Genomic DNA, 23455 nt, shown 5'->3' on the forward strand with positions numbered 1-23455 from the left:
GGAGAATCATCGCACTACGCGCGGTGGCGCGGCGCCTTGGCCATCGGCATGTTGGCGTTCCAGTGCGTCCAGCTGACGCTGGCGAGGCTGCCGAGGTCCGTCGCCAGTGGGCGACGGGTCCGGCGCTCGTACTCCGCGATGCAGCGGCCCGACTCGCCGATCTTGCGCTGCAATTCGTCGATCGTCATCTGCGTCGCACGGCCGCAATTGGCCTTGCCGAGCTGATCGGCCTCGATCGCCCTCAACGCCGCCCGCAGCTTCTTGAGCTGCGCGCGCTGCCAGGCAATGTGACTATCGCTGTCTGCCGTCATGTGGCCGCCACCATCTTCGATCGTTGCACGCCATTGGGAACCTCGATGTCGACCTCGAGCATCGAGACGAACTTGCCACGGTCCATCCGGACCACGACCTTGTCGGGGTCGACGTCGATATGCTTGGAAACCACGCTCAGGATTTCCGAGCGAAGTGTCTCCAGGAGATCTGGCGCGCCGGTCCGGCCACGCTCATGCGAAAGCAGGATCTGCAACCGCTCCCGCGCGACGGGCGCCGATGCGGCGCGGCCGCCGAACAGCCGCATTACGTTCATCATGCCGCCCTCCGTCGCAGTAGCCGATCCATCAACCCCTTGCGTTGAACCGGCACGGTCATCTCCACCGCCTCGCCCATCAGGCGGCGTACCGCGTCGGTATAGGCCCGCGCCGGCGCGCTGCTTGCTGCGTTCAGCGTGACCGGACAGCCGACATTGGAGGCGCGCAGCACGTCCTGGCTTTCCGGGACGATGCCGAGCAAGGGGGTCGCAAGGATTTCCAGGATATCGTCGATCGACAGCATCTCGCCGCGCGCCGCGCGGCCGGCATCATAGCGGGTGACCAGAAGATGCTTCTCGACGCGCTCGCCGCGCTCGGCGCGGACCGTCTTGGAATCGAGCATGCCGATGATGCGGTCGGAGTCGCGAACCGACGACACTTCCGGATTGGTGACGATAACGGCCTCGTCGGCGTAGCGCATCGCGAGCGTCGCGCCGCGCTCGATGCCGGCCGGGCTGTCGCACAGGATCCAGTCGAACTTGGTCTTGAGGTCGGCGATCACGTGCTTAACGCCCTCTTCGCTCAGCGCGTCCTTGTCGCGGGTCTGCGACGCCGGCAGCAGCCAGAGATTCTCCAGCCGCTTGTCGCGGATCAGCGCCTGCGGCAGCTTAGCGACGCCCTGCACCACGTTGATGAGGTCGAACACCACCCGACGCTCCGCGCCCATCACCAGATCGAGGTTACGCAGGCCGACGTCGAAATCGATGACGACGACGTTCTGACCCATTTGCGCGAGCGCCGCGCCGAGCGCGGCGGTTGAGGTCGTTTTGCCGACCCCGCCCTTCCCAGACGTCACGACCAATACCTTGGCCATTCTCTCTCTCCTTGTGGTCGGTCAGTTCAATGGTGTAATGCGCAGCATTTCGCCCTCGAGCCACGCCTGGGCGGGCCGGTTGCGCAAGCTGTCGGCGATTTCTTCCGCAGTCTGGTAGTAGCCATCGATCGCGAGCAGCTCGGCCTCGATCCTCTGGCAGAAGATGCGGGCCGCCGAATTGCCGTTGATGCCGGCCATCGCCCGGCCGCGCAGCGTGCCGTAGACATGGATCGAGCCGCCGGCGACGATCTCGGCGCCGGAGCCGACCGAGCCGAGCACGGTGACGTCGCCCTCGGCAAACACGATCGACTGGCCGGAACGGACCGGGCTCTCCAGCAGCAGCGACGGCAGCTTGGTCTTGTCCTTGTCCTTGTTTTTTTCCTGCACCTGCGGCTTCTGCGGCTCGACATGGGTGATCGCGCAGGCCCGGCCGCCGGTCAGAAGCGGCGGCATGTTGGCGCCGAGCTTCGATTCGTCGACGCCCTCGATGCCGAGGATGCGGATGTTGCGCTCACCGAGGCTGCCGATCAGATGCGCGATCGCGGTCTGGCTGAGATCGACCGCCGAGAGGTCGAGCACGATGGGCTTGCCGGTGAAGAAGCCCGGCGACTTCGCCAGCGTCGCGTCGATCTCGGCCAGCCAGGACACGACAGGCACGACCGGCGAGAAAACGAACGCAACGTAGGAACGGCCGCGCATGCGGACCTGCTGACGTGCGACCTGTTGAGTTGCGTCCATCGCCCCTGACTCGGTTGTCTTGTCGAATGGTTAACAATCGGACCGCATGGTTAATCAAAGGTTAACGCGGTCAGAGTTTTCACCGATTTGAGCAGCGCTCGCCCCGGGGGCTCGAAACGCGCTTTGGCGTTTGAACAGGTGCGGAATTGGAGGAGATGCGGCCGCGTTTTTGAGCTGGATCAATTTTCTTCGCGCCAGACGGGGTTATCATTGCGCGAGCGTTTGCAGACGACGTCATGACCCAAACCTACTGGATTGAGATCCTGCGGTGCCCGAAATGCCGACGCACGGGCCACGCTGAGCTTTCCGAGGTCGCCCCGCTTCGCAACCGAATTGTTCGGGTTTCGGAGGAATTCGAAGTTCGCGCCGACGAGCGCGGCGACGATTTCCAGTGCCGAGCCTGCAAGCTGCCAGCCCTGCCATGACAGCGGATGCCTTAACGCGCATCTGCCGATCACGCCGAAAATCATCGTTGCAGCTATTCCGCCTTGATATTCGCCGACTTGACGATCGGCCACCATTTCTCGACCTCGGCGACTGCCTCAGGTCGATCACCCGGACGAGGTCGACGCCGCAATCAAACTCCACCTGCGGGAGTTCGCGCCAACGGCGTGAGGCGCCACTTGGCGGCGGCGAGCGGCGCGAGCTTGCGTCGGACGCAGCTGAGCGCGCGATGCATTTGCTCTACGCCCGCCGAAGACCCGCGACGTCGTCGCGGGCCTTCCGGGAACGGCTATGCCGATCAGTGGACCGAGCGGTCGGTGCGGGCAGCGGCCCGCGCGGTCGTCATCTTGTTGCGGGGCGTCAGAACGCTGAGCTGATGCGGCGTCGCCGATGTGGTCGCAACAGGCGCCTGCTCGCGGGCGTTGGCGGCGCCAATCACGCCGGCCTGCACCGCCGAGATCGGCAGGCCCGCAGCCTCATAGGTCGGAAGCTCCGCAGCGGACGCGGCGGTTGCGATCGCGAGAGCGGCGGCAAGGGTGGAGAGGGAAATCTTGATCACGGAAGGCTCCTCAGTGGCACGTGAGAAGCAGAGTTAGTCAGCTATTATTGCAATGCAATATCAATATTGCCGCACCGCACAAATAATTGATCGCCGACGCGCCTGGCGAGTACCGGGGGCCGTCGCGAAATACTGCTTGCCGGCTTCGGGTGTCAGGTATTGCCGCACGCTTCCCTGACCATCCGAGAGATCTCGGCGCGTCCGTGGTCCGCAGCCGTTTCCTGCTGGTCGGCCGCCTGCCTCAGTTTCCGTAACGGCGTGATTGTATTCGCGTTGACGAGCGGCGTTCTCTGCTTGCCGCCGGCCGCTTGCCATAGTCTCGAAATCACGGTGACCGAATCGCTGGCTCATTGCCGACAAGCCCGCACGAATTCGGCTGGTCTCCTCTCGACCCGATGCGTCGCTCGACCTTCCGAACCGATGATGGTGCAGGTCCACGTCGGGGTACCCAACAATGATGATCCGCCCTCCTAGAATAGCGGCTTGCCGTCCGCCTCACCGTGGTGCGATGACACCACTTTGATGCGTCGAGCTCGTCGCAGTCGTCGGAATGTTCGCCTCATCCGGAGACACCAATGCCGCGGTATTTTTTTCATATCCACGGCGGCCATTCAGTGCTCGATGATGTCGGCCTGGATCTTCCCGACATTTTCGCCGCACGGACGACGGCGATTGAACTGAGCGGCGAGATACTCAAGCACGACGTGACGGAGCCATTCTTGCGTCATCTTCGCTGGCATGTCGAAATCAGCGACAGCCCCGAGCCGGGCGGCCAGTCACTGTTCGTCCTTCAGTTTTCCATTGCGGCATGAATAGCAGCGAACGCAGCGCTCGCCTGCGGCGCCTCGTGGCCATCTTCAAACTTCGCGATGGAACGAAGCGTGCAAGCTTGATGTCCAGGAGGAGTACTCTGAAAGCCCCGGCGACACGCTGAGCGAAAGCTGCAATTCCCGTCCATTGCGGACGGACCAATCGCCGGCTTGCTTTGGCTCGCAGAAACCAATCACGACTACACAATGGAGAAGAAGCTTTCTGCCGATCAGCTTTCAGATATCACCGCCTGGTGTCTCGAATTTGTATTCGCGCCTAGACCTGACCTCGGAGGTCCCGCATGACAGCAAGGCACATCTGGTACGTCTCCTTCATTGATCAACGCGATGCTCCGCCCGACAGGCACGCACGAAGGACTGCGACATTCGTATCCGAACAGGATGCGAAGCAGTTCACAAGGAAACTGGCGGAGGACCAGCGCATCGAGAGACTTTCAGCTGGAACGATCAACCCGTACCGGCCCAAACGGGTCATCGGATCCAGAGACATTGGCCAGTGGCTTGGCAAAACCTAGCCCGCCATGGTGATCCGCAGTTGAGCTTGCCCCCATCGTGCAACGACGATCCATCTCTTTAAAACGGCCGCGCCTGAAGAGTAGTTGCGAATGCGAATGATGAAACCAGGTTACTGCGCTCTTGCTGAACCACAAGGGATGACGCAAACCGTATTCCGATGCTTGGCTTGGGGTTTGATCCTAGGCCTCTTCATCGTCACCGATACACCGCTGGCATTCCGTCCGCACACGTTGATATCGGCGAACATCGATCGTTTTGCAGCTCTGTTCATTATCGGGGTCGCCTTTTCGCTCGCCTATCCGAAGCACGTGCTGCCAATCCTGCTCGTCCTTCTCGCTATCGTCGTCGGCTTCGAACTCATCCAAAGACTGCTCCCCGACAGACATGGATACGTAAAGGACATGTTCGTCAAAGGCGCCGGCTGTTGTGCAGGCGTTTTCATCGCAACTGCCTTGAGACGCTCGTTTTCCGCAATCTCCAGGCGGACAGACAGCCCGTTGGCCTAGCGGGGATGATCATCGCGCATGAAGCTCGATGAAAAACGCCGGTCCGTCGCCGCTATTCGACGGATGGAGACCCGGTCGGCCCGGAATATGAGACGGCAAGCGTAGCAAGGACGGTCCTGTTGCTGATCTCGAGCTTGCGGAAGATGTGGTGCAGATGAACCTTGATGGTACCGTCGGCCACCTTCAGACGGCGGCCAATCTCCTTGTTCGACAAGCCCTCCGACACCAAACGCATGATCTGACGCTCGCGGTCCGTCAGCACCGCAAGATATTTCTCCGGGATCGTCGTTTGCGCATAAGGGATGGCTTCTTCGTACGAGGGCGGAGGCAATGTCTTCTGGCCGTCGGCGACTTGCCGCAACGTCTGCAAGAGCGTTTCGGGCTCCTCCTCGCTCAGAAGAACACCGCAAGCTCCCGCTGCTGCGAGCATGGCGAGATCGCGATCCTCAACCGAGGCGGCAAGAAACACGAGCCGCACACCAAGCGCCCCGGAGTTTGCGACCTCGAGCATGGCCTGCCCAGAAATGTCAGGCATCGACATGTCCAAAATGGCGATGTCGGGCGCGAGGCTCTGTATTGCCTTGAAGCAGCTCGCAATATCATTGCAGCGAGCAACAACTTTGAAATCACGCTCTGCTTCGAGCAGGCAGTTCAGACCCAATAAAACGACTGGATATCTACTGGCAATGACTACACGACTGAAATGCATTTCCGATCAACCCTCAATCCCCCTCAGTTCAGATCGGCGCCCATGACATTAATAAGCTACTCCAATATGAGGCATTTCAGTAAGGTTTTGTTGTCGTTTGGTCCCGTGAATCTACCGCCTGGAGCGCGCCGATAACCAGATTCCACAACGCGTAATCGCAGCGACGATCCGAGGCACCCTCAGCGAGTGCCTGTCGACGAGGATCGAGAGACCACCCTCGTCAGTTTGGCGGCCCCAAATGCCTATAACCAACGGTATATAGGGATATTGGGGATTAGCATCTAACATTCTTAAATATTTTCGGAGTGGGTTAAGCGCTTTTCGTCCCAGGTTTGTTCTATCGACCGAATCTGAGGAAGCTTGTTTTTACGTCGTTCTTTTCAGCTGGGCGGGCCACCAAAAATGAATCGGGTTCAACCCTTCAACCGCTTGTATCATTGTAGCGTCCGGGAGAGTTTCCATGAGACGACGATATCCTTTTGCCATTGCACTGGTTGGTGAAAATAGTCTTCGCAAAGAAGGCCTTGCAAGAATTCTAAATTCGGAGAATTTCGTCCTAACCTCGATATACGACGCGGATGATTGGCCCAGCGATGAGGCGCTTCAGAAAGCCCCCGCGAGTCCGTCATTGTTCCTCATCGTTCATAGTGGCGATGATTTTCGCCCGACAGTCGAGCAAATCGACTCGTTCAAGCGCCGTCACGCGGATGCACGTGTCGCAGTTGTCGCGGATCACTTTCATCTGAATGATCTGGTTGCCGCATTCCGAGCCGGCGCCACCGGATATTTCATCGACGTGATGAACTGCGACGCGTTCATCAAGTCCATCGAACTCGTCATGATGGGTGGGACGGTATTCCCGCCGGCATTCTTGGAGTCCGCTCTCGAGACCGAGAAACGCGAGGTGGACGATGCTCCTGTACCCAACGATGACGATCATGCCGTCGCAACGGCAGATGACACGCTGGCTCAGCAACTTTCGCCGCGGGAAGTTTCAATTGTGCAGTGCCTGATTGAAGGCGATTCCAACAAGTGCATTGCGCGCAAGATCAAGATTGCCGAAGCCACGGTGAAGGTTCACATCAAGGCGATCCTTCGCAAGATTCGGGTTCAAAACAGAACGCAGGCAGCAATCTGGGGATTGAACCATCGATCTGCGGCTTGGTCGAGAAACAGCAGTTCGGCGCATCAGATCGTTGACGTAACCGAGCGGCTCCTCCCACCTGGCCGGGAAATTCCCAAGATTGCGAGAGCGGGCCGGCCGGCGCCACTTGGCGCGATCGACCATGCGGAGAACTACTTCGAAGTCTCCCTCGCCAACGGCCATACCCGCAAGGACATGAGCTCAAAAGCCGACGGGGCGATCCGACTGCGGAAATAGCTGAGACTCGTCCGGTCTGGCGCATCGGCATCACCGCGCGGGATGATTTCCCGCGCGCGGCGAGCATTGACCACGCAGACGCGAAACGGAAGCGGAAATGATCTTGTTGACCGGCGGTGCCGGCTATATCGGATCCCACATCGCTGTCGCCCTACTCGACGCCGGGCTCGATGTCGTCGCGGTCGACAATCTTTCCAACAGCAACAGCGCCTCTCTCGAACGGATACGAGCCATCTGCGGGCGATCGGTCATTTTCCGGCATGCCGATATTCGCAATGAAGAGGCGATCTACCAGATCCTGCGCGCCCACGACGTGACTGCGGTCATTCATCTCGCCGGCCTCAAGGCGGTGGGCGAGTCCAGCGCTCAACCCATCACCTATTACGACAACAACGTCGTGGGAACGATGCGGCTCGTGTCGGCCATGACGCGAGCATCCGTCAAGACGCTGGTCTTCAGTTCATCCGCAACCGTTTACGGGACACCCGCGTACCTGCCGCTGGACGAGAAGCATCCCGTCGCACCGATCAATCCGTACGGCCGCACAAAATACTTCATCGAAGAAATACTGAAGGACCTTCATGAGTCCGACAAGGATTGGCGGATTGCCATCTTGCGCTACTTCAATCCGGTTGGCGCCCACGAAAGCGGACTGATCGGAGAAGATCCCCTGGATGTGCCGAACAATCTGTTGCCTATTGTGGCACAAGTGGCGATCGGACGACGTCCGACGGTGCATGTTTGGGGAAACGACTATGATACTCCGGACGGCACCGGGATCCGCGACTTCATTCACGTTGTCGATCTTGCATCCGGACATCTGAGCGCCCTTAGCCAACTGAGACAGCCCGGCCTTCTGACGGTCAATCTCGGAACAGGAAGCGGCAGTAGCGTCATGGACGTGATCCGGACATTCAAGGAAGTGAGTGGCCGGCCCGTGCCGTATGTGATCGACCAACGCAGGGTCGGTGACGTCGCAATCTGCTATGCCGATCCAACTCTCGCGAAGAACCTGTTGGGCTGGACATCAGCGCGATCGCTGACACAGATGTGTGCCGACCATTGGCATTTCCAGATGAAGAACCCGAATGGCTATCGCGGCACGTAGTCGGCGAGAGCCATTTGCGTCTTCGAGAATTTCTGTCTTGTTCGAGGCCTGCTCAATCCCGCGCGAGCCAGACGACTGCTCTCATCGGCAAGCTCAAGTCGCGCCGCTGCCTGGTTACGCCACCACTCAGCAATGGTCGCAATCGGCAGGATGGCAGGATGACGCACCGAATATTGGCTAATCCTTAATTGCTAGCTTCACTTGCTGTACGGCAAGGCATCTTCGGGAGCGGCGGGCTATGGTTGTGCGAGCCGACTTACGTTGTTCAAGGTAGGACGGAATGCTTCTGGACAACGAGACGCCTGCCGCCACCATGTGTTCCGAGAGCTTCCACGCTCGCGACCATGGGGAGTCGGAAGCCCGGCTCACAATAAGCCAGGTCATAGGTCGAACTGCCAGTCGGTTTCCGAACCAGCCGGCGATCGTCTCGAGCGCTTTCGAGCCCCTGACATACAACGGTCTTGAACGCCAGTTGAACGCAATCCGCCGGCGGCTGCGCTTGGCCGGTTTCGATTGTAATACCCGGATCGGGGTCTTGATGCCGAACGGCCCGGAGGCGGTTCTCGCCATCGTGGCAGTCGCCTGCTGTAGCGTCGCGGTTCCTCTCGACCCACGCCTTTCCCAGCCTGAAATCGAGCAGCGTCTCGACATGCTGAACTTGAGCGCCCTCGTTGTGCTGCAGGGCAGTGCCCCTGAAGCTCGCCAGGCCGCAGCCCGCAGAACGCTTGCCGTCATAGAAGCCGCTCCGGTCGGACAGGGCCAGCTTGGGCTCGAGATCGCCGTGCAAGTTGCCGGCTCCCCTGCCATCGACGCCGAGCCGGATCCGCGCTCCCCCGCCTTCATTTTGCAGACGTCGGGCACGACCGCGCAGCCGAAGCTCATTCCGTTCAGCCATGACAATATGCTGGCGGCGGCCGAACGCCTTCAGGCCTGGTTCGGCCTCACGTCCCGGGACCGATGCCTGAGCGTGTCGCCCCCCTACTATTCCCATGGGCTCAAAGTGACGGTCTTCACGCCGTTGCTGACGGGAGGCAGCATTGCCATCCCGGCGAACAGTGCCGTCGTCGCACTCGATGAGTGGTTCGATGTCTTGCGGCCGACCTGGTACTCGGCAGGCCCGACGCTTCACACCACGGTGCTGGACAAGGCACGAAGCCTCGAGAATGCACAGCCGGCGCACACTTTGCGGTTCGCCATGTCGGGCGGCGCGCCGCTCGCGAGGGCCGTGCAGGACGACCTGCAACACGCTCTCGGCGTGCCGGTGCTGGAGCATTACGGTTCCAGCGAGGCGGCCCAGATCGCCGCCAACCAGCTGCCGCCCGGTCCGAACAGGCCGGGCACCTGCGGAAGACCCTGGCCCGATACCGTGGCCATCGTTGGCGAGGATGGACATCCCCTGGCAGCCGGCGAGCGCGGAGAGATCTGGATTCGTGGACCGACCGTGACGTCGGGCTATCTCGATGCGCCGGAACTCAATCAAGCCGCTTTCACGAAGGGTTGGTTTCGCACCGGCGATATCGGCAGCCTCGACGAAGACGGCTTCCTTTCGCTGCACGGCCGCCTGAGCGAGCTGATCAATCGCGGTGGTGAGAAGATTTCTCCCGCCGAGATCGAGGCCGCGCTATTGCGACATTCGGCCATCGCCGAAGCTGCGGCCTTCGCGATCTCGCATCCGCGCCTGGGCGAGGACGTCGCAGTCGCCATCGTCCCTCATCGCGGCGCGCAGGCGAGCGCTGCGGAGCTTCGCCTGTTCCTTCAACGCGAGCTGGCCTCGTTCAAGATTCCGAGACGCATTCTGACGCTCGACCATCTGCCGAAGGGGGTGACGGGAAAGGTTCAGCGGCGACGTCTGCGCGAGCTGGTCGACCGGCCACGGGGGCACGAGGCGACGACGCCGGCGCCCGTCGCGAACGGGCCGTTGGATTTGGAAGCCGAGTTGCTGACCCTCTGGCGCAGGCTGCTCAAGAACGAGGCCGTGACCGTTGACGATGATTTTTTTGCCAGCGGCGGAGACTCCCTTCTCGCGATGGAGATGCTGATCGAGGTCGAGCGGCTCGTCGGCTATCCCGTGCCGGAAACCATCATGTTCGGGGCAGAAACCGTCCGGCAATTTGCCGCAAGGGTTTCCGCACCAACGGACACGTGGACGACGCCGTTCTTCCAGCCCCATGCGCCTGGCACGCGGTCTCCGCTGTACTTCTTCAACGGCGATCTTGTCAGCGGCCACGCGAGCGTGCGGCGGGTGGTAGAGCTTCTGGGGCCGGATTATCCGATCATCTCGATCAATCCCCACGGGCTTCATGGCGAGCCGATTCCGGGCTCGATCGAGGCGATGGCCGCCGACCGCCTGCCGTTCATCCTGGCAAGGCAAGCGAGCGGTCCCTTTCTTCTGGGCGGCAAGTGCAATGGCGCCATGGTGGCGTTCGAAGTGGCCCGCCAGCTGATGGCTGCCGGCCACACGGTTGATTTGGTTACGATGGTAGACCCGCCGACCGTCAGTGCCCGTCCAATGCCGCGGGCGATCCTGGGGCTGCTGAAGCCGCTGGTTTCGCCTTATCTCCTGCGTTGGACCTTCGAGCAAATGGTGAGACTGGAGCGATACCTGAAGCTTCCGGCGAACGAACAGCCTGCGACCGCGAAGGTCGAAATTCCAACGGCGTTGTGGGACGCTCATTCAATCGCTATGGCGCGGTATTGTCCGGCGCCGCTCGAGATCCCGGTAGCCTTTTACGCGGCCGACCACGATGGCCGAGCGTGGCGGCATCTCAGCTCTCAACTGGAATTGATACAGGTGCCTGGCGGACATCCGGGCTGCCTGTTGATCGGTGCGGAACTGCTCGTGGATCACCTGCGGCGGAGATTTGAAAAACTCGCCTCGGGATCGAGCGCCACGTGAGAAATCGGACGTCAGCCATGACACGCCCCGATGAGCGGGCGGAGCATCGAGGCCGTCGGACGCCGAAGGCCGGACCGCGCTGCACCCGCCTCGAACCCGGTCGATCACAGCTTCACCTCGGCACAGTTGCTGCGCTGGCACAAGCAGCTACCGTGGGTAACCAGAAAGGGTCCGCACCTCGATCGAATTCCGGATATAGTTGCCGTGATCGGCCTTCGCCGAGACAACGGTCAGAGACGCCAGGACGTGTCTGCCAGAGGGATATCCGCGCGTGACGAGCCATCCATCATCGGATCTTGCGCGAACATTGCAGCTCGATCCTTCGGTATTCCCGTCACATCGCGCGTTCAGCCCTCTGGCGTTGGAACGGGAAAGCATGCCTGAGACGGTTACCGATGTCAGCCTGGATGCCCTGGAGAGCATTGCGTGGCTTGAATCCTCATGGAAGGAGCTCGAAGCGCGAGTGACTCACTCGTTCTTCCTGTCCTGGCTCTGGATCGGCACTTGGGTGCGGCATATCCCGGATGGCGCGCGACCACACGTCCTCGTGGCCCGGTCATCAGGCAAGATCGTTGGCCTGGCGATTATTTGCCGGCGGAGGGCGTGGAGTCTCGGGCCGCATGCGCGGACGCGCTGGCTGCTCAATGAAACGGGAGATACTCGCTTCGACCGATTGTTCATCGAGTACAACGGTATTCTTGCAGAGCAATCCGATGCCATCATATCCGCAGGCCTCAATGCGTTGACGTCCCGCTTGCACCGCTCGGATCAGCTGGTGCTCTCCGGAATTGATCCGGACCTTGAGGCGACTGCCAGTCGCGCCGCAGGCCGGGCCGGGCTCGTGACCGAGGTGAAAAAAGCTGATGCGGCATTGTGGGTCGATTTTGCCCCGGTCCGCCAGCGCGGGGGGGATTATCGCGCCACATTGGGCCGCAGTACGCGCCAGGCCGTAAACCGCGCCATGCGGCTGTATGCCGAACGCGGCCCCGTTGAACTCCGGATCATGGAAACGACGACGGAGGCCCTCGCCGCATTCGAATTGCTGGGCGACTTTCATCGGTCGCGATGGGGACGCAGGGGAGCCTTCGCCAATCCCGGCTTCCGTCCGTTTCACGAGGAGCTGATTGCGCGCGGAGTCCCGACGGGGGCCGTTCGTATCTCACGGACGCTGGTTGGGAACGAGACAATTGGGGTCGTGTACAATTTCGTGCATGACGGCCGTGTCCTGAACTACCAGAGCGGCTTTCTCTATGAGAGCGATAGCCGGCTCAAGCCCGGGCTCGTCAGCCATGTGCTGGCTATTGAGGACAGCATTGCACGCGGGGAAAGCGGCTACGACTTCCTGGCCGGTGGCGGCGGGCACAAGTCCCATCTGGCCAACAGGGAGCAGGCCATGGCGTGGATCGCTGTCGGCAGAGACAGTCCAGAGCGCCACATCGAGGCCAAGCTCCGCAGTGCCAAGCGGATGCTACGGACCATTGCCACGAATCTTCCAAAAAAGACCGCGGCTCTGTATTCCGTATTCGGGGCTGGCTCCTAGTCGATCGGTTTGGGCTCCTTGGCGAGAACCAATGTCCAGGTCAGCGATGTGGCCATGTCGGTGCTTCTCCCCCTCTGACTGCCGGCCGGGGCAGGCGCTGACGCCTGGACTGCATCCATTGACCGTCTAGCGGTCCGATTCCCCCAGGAATATTCCCCCGCTTGCGCTTTTGGCGGAAGGACGCGGCACTTTGCCACCAGGTCACTCAACTCAAGCAGTCCGATCCGTGGCACCGGACGGGAACTGGCAAAAAATGGGTAATTACGATGGTCCATTGAGCCATGGCGGTGCGCGATTAAAATTTCAATCAGCAGTCCGCTCGAATGCCCATCGCAATACCGTTCGCAACCTACCGGCGGCAATCCGGATCGAGGCTAATAGAAAGCAAGTTGTGATGGCTTTTCGCACGGGTGCCTGTGAACAGAGCGAGTGGGAAAATAGTCGTTCCTTTGACGGGCGAGGCTATCGCAAACTTGAATGTGGGGCTCGCGGAGCCGGCACCGCCCCTTTGAGCTTTTTGGACAAAGCAGTTGAGCTGAGACCCGGGGTCATCACGCCGGTTCTCGAGCATGATGGTCTGGAGGTCCTGGCATTCATGCTCCATGTGGAGCAGGACGTCATCCGGGAGCTAAGCGCTTGCCTCAACGAGGAAGAACATCGGCGCGCCGCGGGATTGAGATTGGAGCGCGATCGCCGCCGCTTCATTGTTAGCCGCGGGCAGCTGCGCCAGGTCCTCGCTTCCAGACTGAGAATTTCGCCTTCAGAGATCGAGCTGGAATATGGACGGCTGGGCAAACCCCACCTCTCCCGCCGCATGCCCGCCCGCGACGTGCGCTTCAGCGCCTCGCGATCTGGAGAAGTAGCGGTCATCGCCCTCTCGATCAGGCAAGAGGTCGGCGTGGACATCGAGGCAATCCTCCCTGTGCCCGAAGCGGACGAGATCGCAGCGCTCTGCCTTTCCACCTCCGAATACGAGTCCTACGCCGCCCTCGATCCGGAAGACCGGCTGGAAGGCTTCCTCCAGCGTTGGACCCGGCTGGAGGCTGTCTCCAAGGCGCTGGGGTGTGGCTTGGGACAGCCGATTTCCTGGGATGAAAGGGATTGGGCTGTCCGAAGCTTCGTACCGCAACCTGGATATGTTGGGAGCGTGGTCGTCCGGAAATAAACTGTCATCCGGAGTCGAAGTCACCGCGATGGCGCACGGAACAGGAAATGTCAGCTTCATCGATGAAAAGCCCGATGTCAGCGCACGTGATGCAGTTTTCGGAGCTGCTCGCAGACCTCGCGGTCAAGGACATCAAGGTCTGGGTGGATGGCGACCGGCTGCGCTGCAACGCCCCGGCCGGCGCGCTGACGGCGGAGCTTCGCGATCAGTTGCAGGGGCGGAAGGGCGAGATCATCGCGTTTCTGAACATGGCCACGGCCGCGGCCAAGCAACCGTCTGCAATCGTTCCGTTGCAGTCTCGCGGCACACGCATACCCATTTACGCAGTCCCCGGTCATGTCGGGGCACCGTCCTCATTCCTGGACCTCTCGAAGCACCTGGGCGTCGATCAACCGTTCTACGCCCTCCAACCGCCTGGCTTCGATGGGCAGAGCGAGCCGATGGATCGCGTCGAAGATATCGCCGAGTACTTCGCCCGCCAGATCGTCGAATATCAGCCGACCGGTCCGTACATCATCGTCGGCTATTGCTCGGGCGCTCCAACAGCTTTTGAACTGGCGAGAATCCTGGGACAGCGCGAGTCCGAGGTCTCATGCGTTGCGCTGTTTGGCCCGCTTCACCCCACCACCTATGGGGAATGGCCGCGCCGGCTGTATTTCATTGCCAGGGGCAAGGCGGAATCGTTCCTGCATGAGACAGCGAAGCTGCCGACATTCGGCGCCCGTCTCCGATATTTCGGCAGTCGCCTGCGCGAGCACGTCCGCGCCCTCGTACCCCTCGTTGGCAAGAGCAATGAGCCTGTCGCGACAGACCCGGTATTGGCGAGCAGGGCTCTGCTCAAATCCACGGCGATCGCGGCTTTTCAGCGCTACACTCCCACTCCGTATTCCGGTCGGGTTTGCATCATCCTTCCCAACAAAGCCTGGCTGCGATCGGGCGCCGCGCCACACCGATGGCTACAAGTAGTGCCGCATGCCGAATTTTACTTCGGGCCCGATGACTGCAACGAAGCCTCGATGCTGATGGAACCTGACGCACCTGCCATCGCAGACCTCTATCGCCAGGCAACCCAGAAGCAGAACACGTGATTTTCGTTTTTAGTTTTCCCGACGGGAGCGTATTTCATGAACGAAGTCCTACCTATCGCGCCGGAGGGCGTAGCGCTTCCCCTGCTGAAGGATTCCGATCATCAGGCGCTGGTTGTCGATTACAACGCCACGGCGGCACGCTATCCGTCGGACAAGACGATCATCGATCTCTTCCGCGACCAGACGACGCGTAGTCCTGACGCTGAAGCGATCCGCTTTGGCGATGCAACGCTGACCTACCGGCAGCTCGACGAACGCTCCAACCAGATGGCCGCGTATTTGAGCTCGACCGGCGTGGGCCCGGGCCGGATTGCCGTTGTCTTCATGGAGCACTCCATTGAAGTCGTCGTTGCGATCCTGGGGGTGCTGAAGTCCGGCGCGGCCTATGTGCCGGTGGATGCGGCAACGCCGAAGGGGCGTATCGCAACAATCCTGCAGGACATTTCCAACGGGACCGACGGGCGGGCGCCCGTGGCGATCACCCAGTCGCGCCTGCGTTCCGGCATTCCCCCGAACCTTGCCGACATTCTCGTACTCGACGCCGATCTCGCGTCGATCTCGAATCAGCCGGCCTCGGCTCGACCGTCCGCTGCCACGCCGGACGGCGCCGCCTATATCATCTTCACCTCCGGCTCGACCGGCACTCCCAAGGGCGTCGAGATCGAGCACCGAAGCCTGGTGAACTACATCTGGTGGGCCGCCCGGGTGTACAGTTCCGGCGAAAGTCTCGCATGGCCCCTTTTCTCATCTCTCGCATTTGACCTGACCGTCACAACGCTCTTTACGCCACTCATCACCGGCGGCCGCATCACGGTCTATCTTGGCGATCCCGGAGTGCAGAGCATGGTCGTGCTGAAGGTGATCGACGACAATGCAGTGGATATCATCAAGCTGACGCCGGCTCATCTCGCGATGATCCGCGACCGCAATCTTGAGACCACAAGACTGCGCAAGTTCATCGTGGGCGGTGAGGACTTCAAGGCCGCGCTGGCTCGCGATATCACCAGCGCTATTCCCCATCCTATCGAGATCTACAACGAGTATGGACCCACCGAAGCCACGGTGGGCTGCATGATTCACCGTTTCGACACCGATCGGGATCAATCCGCATCGGTGCCGATCGGCGTTCCGGCCGCGAATGCGGGCATCTACGTCCTCAGCATAGAATATCAGCCCACCGGCCCCGGGATTATCGGTGAGATGTTCATTGCCGGCGACGGTCTCGCGAGAGGTTATTTCAATCGCCCCGATCTGACCGACGAGCGTTTCCGTACGGTCACCGATCCCCGAGATGGGCGCTCGAAGCTGCGGCTCTATAAAACGGGCGATCTCGCCCGCTGGAACTCGGAAGGACGCCTGGAATTTCTCGGCCGCGCCGATCATCAGGTGAAGGTCGGCGGCACCCGTATCGAACTCGGCGAGATCGAAGCACGGCTTCTCAAGTACCCGGACGTTCACGAATGCGCCGTCGTCACCTCGATGACGAAAGGAGCGACACAAAAAACGGCCCAAATCGGCCATGGCGAACCGTCGACGCCCGAAGACGGCATCGCACGACTTGTGGCCTACTATGTTGCGTCGAAACCCCTGACCGTGGCGGACCTGCGCGCGCACCTCGCCGAAGAACTGCTGGAGTCCATGATTCCGACGCACTACGTTCGCCTCGAGCGGATGCCGCTCACGCCCAACGGCAAGATCGACCGCTCATCGCTTCCCGAGCCGACGGCGGAAAACATCCAGCCGGCGCAGGTCTTCGCCGCCCCCTCGACAGAGACCGAGAAGGCGCTGGCCGCTCTATGGTGTCAACTCCTGAAGCTCGAGTCGATCGGACGCCACGACAACTTCTTCGAACTGGGCGGGGAGTCGCTCCTGGTGGTGCGGGCGGTGTCGCGCATGCGAAAGATCTTCGGCGTCGACGTGCAGCTTCGCAACCTCTTTGAGCGGCCGACACTGGCCGAACTGGCGGAAGTCATCGACGGAATGCGCTGGGTGGCCGATTCCAATGCCCCTTCCCTCTCGGAGGGACCGAGAGAGGAGGTCGAACTCTAGCCGAAAGGTCTCCGCCTGGTCTTGGGCGGGACAGGAGCCTTTGAGTCAGGCTCGCAGCAGATCGGATGAAGATGATGGACAAAGCTTGGAACGCGGCACGAGAGCCGGAGCTGCCCTGGATGGCGGCGGAGTATGAGCTCTTGCGGGACCAGGTCCGCCGGTTCGTCAAGGAGGAAATCAAGCCCTGCGCGGATCAATGGGAAGAGAACGGGTTCATTCCCCGTTCGATCCTGCGCCGCATGGGCGAACTCGGCTTCTTCGGCATCCGCTACCCGGCTGAGTATGGTGGCGCCGAAATGGACTCTGTCGCGTCAACGGTCTTCGCCGAGGAGCTCGGGCGCTCGACCTATGGCGGCGCCGCCGACGCGATGCTCGTCCATGCCGACATGGCTTCCTCGTACGTCTTTCACGACGGGACCAAAGCCCAGCGGGCGCGCTGGATGCCGGGCATTATCAGCGGCGAGGTGATCACCGCGATCGCGATCACGGAGCCGGATGCAGGCTCGGACGTGAAAGCCATCCGCACGCGCGCGGTGCGGGACGGCGACTCTTTCGTGCTCGACGGCACCAAGCTCTATATCACAAACGGCGTCCACGCGGATCTCTACTGCGTCGCGGCCAAGACTGATCCCTCGGCCGGGAGCAACGGGATCACGATGTTCCTCGTCGAGAAGGGAACGCCAGGCTTCAGCGTCGCGCGCGAGCTGGACAAGCTCGGCTGGCGCTCCTCCGACACGGCGGAACTTGTCTTCGACGGCTGCCGCATCCCCGCCGACAACGTGCTCGGCGCGGAGGGACAAGGCTTCTACTCAATCATGCGCAACTTGCAGAACGAACGCCTTGTCCTCGCCGCCATGGCGATAGGGATGGCCGAGGCAGCGATCGACATGACCCTCACCTACGTGAAAACCCGCCGGGCATTCGGGGGCGTCCTTTGGGACATGCAGGCGATCCGTCAACGGCTCGCGATGCTTTCTGCGAAAGTGGAGGCAAGCCGCGGGTTTCTCTATGCCACCGCTTGGCGCATGGCGGCCGATGACGATTGCCTGCGCGAGATCTCGATGTTGAAGGCCATCTGCGGCGAGCTCGTCAACGAGGTCGCGTATGATTGCGTGCAGTTCCACGGCGCCATGGGCGTCATGCGCGAGAGCGCGATCGAGCGCGTCGCGCGTGACGCCCGCGTCCTCTCCATCGCCGGCGGCGCGACCGAAGTGATGCTTGAGGTGGTCGCATCGATGTCATGATCCTGACGCGGCGTTGAGGCGTCGCTCTGGCGTTGCTTGCAGAAAGGCCAAGTGCCGGCGCTTCGCGCGGCGGGCCGGGCTTTGAATGGTCTCGGCATCCGCGCCGGGTCGCGGCGACCGACGCAGCATATGGCGCGCCGGATTCACCCACGAAATCCGGCAGGCGTCATTCCGCCGAACACCGGGCGACGCTGTGTGGAATCTGAAATTCACTTGAAGGACGATTTCACTCCGCCGCTGCAACCCGTTCGCCCGATGGGGCCTTCGAACTGTTGAGGTTTTCAACTGACCGAACATGATCAATGGCCTGAACGTGGATCCCCTTCACGGCCCTTCCGGATGGGTCATTCATGCTCGCAAATTGCTGAGACCAAAGAAACGCGGTCGGCGTGGAGCATGCGATCGAAGGACCGACGGGCACAGTCAGGCAGGCTGTCGGGTTGTTGAAAATGCCATCAAAGATGGTCCTGTAGAAATATCCCTCTTTGGACGTCGGCGTTTGCCGCGGAAAGCGCTTGCTAGCCTCTGCGAGCATCTGATCCGAGACTTTATTCTCGGCTTGATGCTTCAAGCTTTCAATCCAGCTGTACCCTACCCCGTCGGAAAACTGCTCCTTTTGACGCCACAAGATCGCTTGCGGCAACAGATCGGTAAATGCTTCCCGCAATATGCCCTTCTCGATTTTCTCGCCAGGGCACATCTTCTCGGCGGGGTTTATCGACATTGCGTAGTCCAGGAATTCCTTGTCCAGGAAGGGCACACGGGCTTCGACCCCCCACGCCGCCATTGCCTTGTTCGCGCGACAGCAATCATACTTGCTGAGCGCAAAGATCTTTCGGACAGTCTCGTCGTGGAATTCTTCTGCTGACGGCGCCATGTGGAAGTAGAGATAGCCGCCGAATACCTCGTCAGCGCCTTCTCCGGACAACACCATTTTGATGCCCATTGATTTGATTTTGCGCGCCATGAGATACATCGGCGTGCCGGCACGAATGGTGGTGACGTCAAAGGTCTCCAGGTGCCGGATCACGTCCGGCAATGCGTCCAATCCTTCCTGCACGGTAAAAACAATCTCGTGATGGACCGTGCCGATGTGAGCTGCGACGTCTCGCGCATGCTTCATGTCAGGTGAGTTTTCGAGGCCGACCGAGAACGAGTGCAGCCTCGGCCACCATGCCTCTTCGGTTTCTCCCGACTCGATCCGCTTGAAGCGGTGGCGCGCCGCGAGCGCCGCGATAAGCGACGAGTCGAGCCCGCCGGAAATAAGCACCCCGTAAGGCACATCGCACATCATCTGCTGCTTGACCGCAGCTTCGAGCGAAGATCGGAGCTCCTGCAGCGACACCTTCCTGCTTGGAAGAGTATGTGCCCACTGTGGATCATACCACTTGACGAACTTTCCGGCCTTGGCGCTGTAATGATGTCCCGGAGGAAACTCCCGGATCGTCTCGCATACGCCATCGAGGGCTTTCATTTCGCTCGCGACGTAAGTCGTGCCGTCGCTGCCCCATCCGATGTAAAGCGGAACAATGCCGATGTGGTCTCGGGCGACGAAGAAATCGCCACTGCGCTCATCGAAGAGGGCAAATGCAAAGATTCCACTCAGCATATTGCACACGGCAGGGCCGTACTCGTCGTAGAGATACAGGATGATTTCGCAGTCGGACTTCGTTTTCCATGCGTGCGGCAGCTTCAGCGCCGCGCGCAAACCGACATGATTGTAGATCTCTCCGTTCACGGCCAAAGCGCGACCCGCGGTCACGTCGAGAAGGGGTTGAGCGCCGTGCTCCACGTCGACGATGGAAAGGCGCTCGTGCGCGAGCACTGCGCCGTCGCTGGAATAAATGCCGCTCCAGTCTGGCCCGCGGTGCCTGACCGTTTTGGCCATCTCGAGCGCCCGGCCGCGCGCCGTCTCGAGCGATTCTTTAAATCCAAAGATGCCAACGAAGCCGCACAAGGAGGTTGCCCCTTCTGTAAGTTCAGATCGCAGCGAAGCGGAACAGCGGATCGAGAACGGCAAAAGTCACAAAATATTCAAGGTTCAGATCAAGCGGAATTACCCTATGCCTATGCCTAAGCGGCGACACCGTCGCATAGGCTAAAAATATACGGACAAGCGGCATCAAACTCCGTGGCTGCTCGTGTCTTCTCGACGTGCCAATCCCGATCACTCTGCCGCTTCCGGCTTTGTCACCTGCTGTCACGCCGCGAGTCTGCCGCGGTCACGTCGGTCCGGCCTATCACGACCGGAACGTTTGAACTGCTCAGCTTTCGGGGTGCCGCGTCGGGACCATCCTGGTATCGCAGCGAGACCTCGATGGTATCACCCGGCTGCAACTCGGCATCCTCGTTCACGACAATCCGTTCCGGCCCTTTCTCGCTCTTTCTGATAATAGCAATATCCGGCTTACTGCCGGCTCCCCGTGCGAGCTGCGATCGAACCATCGAAGTGTATTGAAGCTTCTCACCGACGCTCTGCAGTTTCTCGCGAATCTGATTGAGCTTTAAGCTGGTCTCTTGCAGCTCACGGAACAGATCAAGCTTCCGCTGATCGTCGAGCTTTGCCAACCGTCTGGCGTACTCGTCTTGCAACTTCTTGACCTGGAGCAATTGCGCAGAGGTTTGCAGCCTCCGGGTCGCCGACAGCAGAACCGCGCGACGCGCATCCGTCACGCGAGGGCTGATCAACGATCCCTTGCCGAACAGGTCGGTCGCTTTCTGAAGGTCCTCGACGTCGGACTGAAGTCCTTCTTCATCTTTCTTTTGCTGCTCCGACAGCACGCGGACCTCGTCGTCTCCCTGCCGAACGCTGCGCTGCAAGTACGCCTTTTCCTGCTGATAGTCACTCTGCTTCGTCTTCAGATATTCGGCTTCCGCATTGACGATTTCCGAAACCGCCGACCGGGCTATCGGCAGGTCGGCAAGAGAAGCGCTTGGATTGATCTGCGTCCCTTCCCCGAGCTCGCTCTTGATGCGCCACATACGCGCCTGTTCCTTGGCGAGTTCTGTCCAAAGCGAACCATACTCGCTTCTCAGGTCGGCCGACTCGAGATACGGGTTGTTCATCCTGATATGCATGATGTCGTAGCCACCCGCCATGGCGATGAGCTGGCGCGCGGTGCTCGCGGGACGATAAGGATACTCCCCTGGCTTCGACACGTCCCCGTTGACGTAAACAGGCCTGTACTCCGCAACGATCGCCGTGACCTGATCTGCATCTATCACGACCACGACCTCGCGGCCGTCCACGGTCCTCTGTCGAAAGACCTTGCTCGTCATTGCGGCCCCGACCTTGGCCCGAATCTCTTGCAACGGCAGGCCGGCGACCGGGACCATCCCGACCAGCGGCAAAGAGATATTGCCATCGACTTGGACGGGCGCGCGCTGCCGCAGTTCCGGCACGCCGGCTACCGCGACCTCCAGAACATCTCCGACGCTCACTCGATATTCGGCTTTCGCCTGCGCGGAAATCGTCAGGCCAACAGCCACCAGGCCCCACCTGACACAATGGCCTGGTTGACCGCGACGGTTGTCAAGGCGGAGGAAATTACGCAGCTTGGCGTGCGGCATGGCGTGCTCGATGGCTCGGTCTCACGGATTGATCGACAATCTAATCCCGCAGCGCCTCGGCTCAACTGACCATCGTAGTTACTCCCGGCTACCCATTTATTGCCAATCCGCCTCCTGACCCGAATGCTATGTTTTTGTCAGGGGGACGGACTGCGTGACGGACTGCTTGGGAGTAACCGGTGAGTTATGCGTTTTTCACCAATTCGCCGGCCCCTACCGAGCGTTCGGCGCATTCGGTCACTGGCCGCAAGGCGATTGCGGCTGACCTTGGCAAGAACAGATTGGCCGCCTTGCTGGTACTGGCGGCAGGCGCCGAGTTCCTCCTCGTAGCCGTCGGGGCTTTTGCCGCTGCCGTCCTCTATTATCGGCTGGTCCTTGCGCTCGACTATCCGGACACTCCCAAATACATCCTGGAATCTCTTCTGATTGCCACGTTGCAACTGCTCGTATCCGTTGGGCTCCGGCAGTATTCGCGGATCCAGACGCAGCCCCGCCACATCTTCCTATGGAGCGGCGTCAGCGCCGTCTTCTTCGTATTCTCCTTCTTCATCTCAACGATATTTCTTCTCAAGATCTCGGACGGCTACTCGCGCGCGACCGTGATGGCCCAGGCGGCAAGCGTTATCGTCATGGTGCTCTTCGCGCGGGCAATATGCTTCTCGTTGCTGCAGCCTGCCATCGCATCCGGACTGATCGACGCCAGGCGCGTCATCCTCATAGGTGAACCGAGCCACTGCCTGGATTTTTCCGCACGAGTAAGCGCCACCGGAATCCGGACCATTCGCTCGTTCGAGTTGCCGACCTTTCGCAAGGGCTCTTCGGCATCGGAGCACTTCGGGGCGGTCGAAGTGCTATCCCATGTCCGCGAACTGATCGCAGAGTGCCGGCCCCTGCGAGCGGATGACATTGTCATTCTGACTTCGGAATCGGATGTTCGGGCGGCCCTCGCGCTCGCCGGCGCCCTGTCAGAGCTCCCGGTCGACGTTCACGTCGTCCCGGTCGGTGCAATCGACCTCATGGCCGTGTCGCGCATCACGCAATTCGGCAACATGGTGACGATGCGCATCTTCCAGTCTCCCCTGACGCCGTTCCACCGGGCGATCAAACGAGCCTTCGACATCGCGGCCGCAATTGCCGGACTTGTCATCATCAGTCCCCTCTTCGTCATCATTCCAATCGCAATCAAGCTCGATTCGCCCGGGCCGGTGCTATTTCGTCAGACGCGGCACGGCTACAACAACGAGACTATTCGCGTGTTGAAATTCAGATCGATGACCGTGACGGAGGACGGCGACAATTTCAAGCAGGTGACCAGACACGATCCACGTGTGACCCGGTTGGGACGCTTCATGCGCCACACCAATATCGATGAGCTTCCACAGCTCTTCAACGTGCTGGTCGGCGATATGTCACTCGTCGGGCCTCGTCCGCACGCGACCTCGCAGAACGAGAGCTTCGCCCGGCTGATTTCGTCATTCTCCCGCCGTCACAACGTCAAGCCCGGCATTACCGGCTGGGCACAGGTCAACGGTTATCGTGGCGAAACCGACACCCTGGAGAAGATGCAACGTCGTATCGAGCATGACCTCTATTACATCGACAATTGGTCATTCCTTCTCGATCTCAAGATCATCGTCATGACCCTCTTCTCCAGAAAGGTCTATTGGAATGCCTTCTAGCGCGATGACGATTGCTGCATGCAGTCCGTACA

General features: G+C 60.6%; 20 protein-coding genes. 11 read left to right on the forward strand and 9 right to left on the reverse strand.

Annotation, left to right across the window (positions count from 1 at the left end; all coding sequences use genetic code 11):
• Positions 1 to 14: 14 nt before the first annotated feature.
• The 6 genes from ACVMDN_RS35580 to ACVMDN_RS35605 form a co-directional block, all read right to left on the reverse strand.
• On the reverse strand, positions 15 to 311 hold the full coding sequence (locus ACVMDN_RS35580; RefSeq protein WP_057021179.1) for a hypothetical protein: 297 nt from the start codon (positions 309 to 311) through the stop codon (positions 15 to 17).
• The gene (minE, locus tag ACVMDN_RS35585) at positions 308 to 586 is read right to left on the reverse strand and encodes a cell division topological specificity factor MinE (RefSeq protein WP_026192121.1); all 279 of its coding nucleotides are present in this window, start codon (positions 584 to 586) and stop codon (positions 308 to 310) included. The genes ACVMDN_RS35580 and minE overlap by 4 nt, the downstream gene beginning before the upstream one ends.
• Entirely contained in the window at positions 586 to 1401 is an 816-nt protein-coding gene (gene minD, locus ACVMDN_RS35590) for a septum site-determining protein MinD (RefSeq protein ID WP_057021178.1), read from the reverse strand. Before minD ends, minE begins: the two co-directional genes overlap by 1 nt.
• A 21-nt stretch (positions 1402 to 1422) precedes the next feature.
• The gene (gene minC, locus ACVMDN_RS35595; protein ID WP_028335249.1) at positions 1423 to 2139 is read right to left on the reverse strand and encodes a septum site-determining protein MinC; all 717 of its coding nucleotides are present in this window, start codon (positions 2137 to 2139) and stop codon (positions 1423 to 1425) included.
• A gap of 179 nt (positions 2140 to 2318) precedes the next feature.
• A complete protein-coding gene (locus ACVMDN_RS35600) occupies positions 2319 to 2660 on the reverse strand; it encodes a hypothetical protein (RefSeq protein WP_057021177.1) in 342 nt (113 codons plus the stop codon).
• 221 nt (positions 2661 to 2881) lie between these two features.
• Complete coding sequence (locus tag ACVMDN_RS35605) at positions 2882 to 3142, reverse strand: hypothetical protein (RefSeq protein WP_076834843.1); 261 nt, start codon at positions 3140 to 3142, stop codon at positions 2882 to 2884.
• A gap of 575 nt (positions 3143 to 3717) precedes the next feature.
• On the opposite strand from ACVMDN_RS35605, the gene ACVMDN_RS35610 reads away from it, so the two are divergent.
• Both ACVMDN_RS35610 and ACVMDN_RS35615 read left to right on the forward strand, forming a co-directional pair.
• Positions 3718 to 3954 (forward strand): DUF6894 family protein, encoded by a 237-nt coding sequence (locus ACVMDN_RS35610; protein ID WP_028335246.1) that lies wholly within the window; start codon positions 3718 to 3720, stop codon positions 3952 to 3954.
• 623 nt (positions 3955 to 4577) lie between these two features.
• A complete protein-coding gene (locus ACVMDN_RS35615; RefSeq protein ID WP_083715236.1) occupies positions 4578 to 4994 on the forward strand; it encodes a VanZ family protein in 417 nt (138 codons plus the stop codon).
• A 52-nt stretch (positions 4995 to 5046) separates the two neighbouring features.
• On the opposite strand, the gene ACVMDN_RS35620 is transcribed toward ACVMDN_RS35615, so the two are convergent.
• Positions 5047 to 5703 (reverse strand): LuxR C-terminal-related transcriptional regulator, encoded by a 657-nt coding sequence (locus ACVMDN_RS35620; protein ID WP_225162391.1) that lies wholly within the window; start codon positions 5701 to 5703, stop codon positions 5047 to 5049.
• Between the two features lie 460 nt (positions 5704 to 6163).
• On the opposite strand from ACVMDN_RS35620, the gene ACVMDN_RS35625 reads away from it, so the two are divergent.
• From ACVMDN_RS35625 to ACVMDN_RS35660, 8 genes are all read left to right on the forward strand, one after another.
• Positions 6164 to 7084, forward strand: a complete 921-nt coding sequence (locus ACVMDN_RS35625) for a LuxR C-terminal-related transcriptional regulator (RefSeq protein WP_076834840.1) — start codon at positions 6164 to 6166, stop codon at positions 7082 to 7084.
• A 97-nt stretch (positions 7085 to 7181) separates the two neighbouring features.
• Entirely contained in the window at positions 7182 to 8192 is a 1011-nt protein-coding gene (gene galE, locus ACVMDN_RS35630; protein WP_076834838.1) for a UDP-glucose 4-epimerase GalE, read from the forward strand.
• 280 nt (positions 8193 to 8472) lie between these two features.
• Positions 8473 to 11088 (forward strand): AMP-binding protein, encoded by a 2616-nt coding sequence (locus ACVMDN_RS35635; RefSeq protein ID WP_076834836.1) that lies wholly within the window; start codon positions 8473 to 8475, stop codon positions 11086 to 11088.
• 271 nt (positions 11089 to 11359) lie between these two features.
• Positions 11360 to 12628 (forward strand): GNAT family N-acetyltransferase, encoded by a 1269-nt coding sequence (locus ACVMDN_RS35640; protein ID WP_244559023.1) that lies wholly within the window; start codon positions 11360 to 11362, stop codon positions 12626 to 12628.
• Between the two features lie 253 nt (positions 12629 to 12881).
• The gene (locus ACVMDN_RS35645) at positions 12882 to 13793 is read left to right on the forward strand and encodes a 4'-phosphopantetheinyl transferase family protein (protein ID WP_244559022.1); all 912 of its coding nucleotides are present in this window, start codon (positions 12882 to 12884) and stop codon (positions 13791 to 13793) included.
• A gap of 47 nt (positions 13794 to 13840) precedes the next feature.
• The gene (locus ACVMDN_RS35650) at positions 13841 to 14881 is read left to right on the forward strand and encodes a thioesterase domain-containing protein (protein ID WP_244559021.1); all 1041 of its coding nucleotides are present in this window, start codon (positions 13841 to 13843) and stop codon (positions 14879 to 14881) included.
• Positions 14882 to 14917: 36 nt separating this feature from the next.
• Positions 14918 to 16930: a non-ribosomal peptide synthetase gene (locus tag ACVMDN_RS35655; RefSeq protein ID WP_076834831.1), complete on the forward strand. Its 2013-nt coding sequence runs from the start codon at positions 14918 to 14920 to the stop codon at positions 16928 to 16930.
• A 65-nt stretch (positions 16931 to 16995) separates the two neighbouring features.
• A complete protein-coding gene (locus tag ACVMDN_RS35660; RefSeq protein WP_141341229.1) occupies positions 16996 to 18174 on the forward strand; it encodes an acyl-CoA dehydrogenase family protein in 1179 nt (392 codons plus the stop codon).
• Between the two features lie 226 nt (positions 18175 to 18400).
• Here ACVMDN_RS35660 and asnB read toward each other — a convergent pair whose 3' ends face one another.
• Entirely contained in the window at positions 18401 to 20194 is a 1794-nt protein-coding gene (gene asnB, locus ACVMDN_RS35665; RefSeq protein WP_456843667.1) for an asparagine synthase B, read from the reverse strand.
• 170 nt (positions 20195 to 20364) lie between these two features.
• A complete protein-coding gene (locus ACVMDN_RS35670; protein ID WP_057021167.1) occupies positions 20365 to 21744 on the reverse strand; it encodes a polysaccharide biosynthesis/export family protein in 1380 nt (459 codons plus the stop codon).
• Between the two features lie 179 nt (positions 21745 to 21923).
• Between ACVMDN_RS35670 and ACVMDN_RS35675 the strand changes: the two genes are divergently transcribed.
• Positions 21924 to 23423, forward strand: coding sequence for an undecaprenyl-phosphate glucose phosphotransferase (locus ACVMDN_RS35675; protein ID WP_057021166.1), 1500 nt, complete (start codon positions 21924 to 21926; stop codon positions 23421 to 23423).
• Positions 23424 to 23455 lie beyond the last annotated feature (32 nt).

The sequence above is a fragment of the Bradyrhizobium sp. USDA 4510 genome (assembly GCF_054059095.1).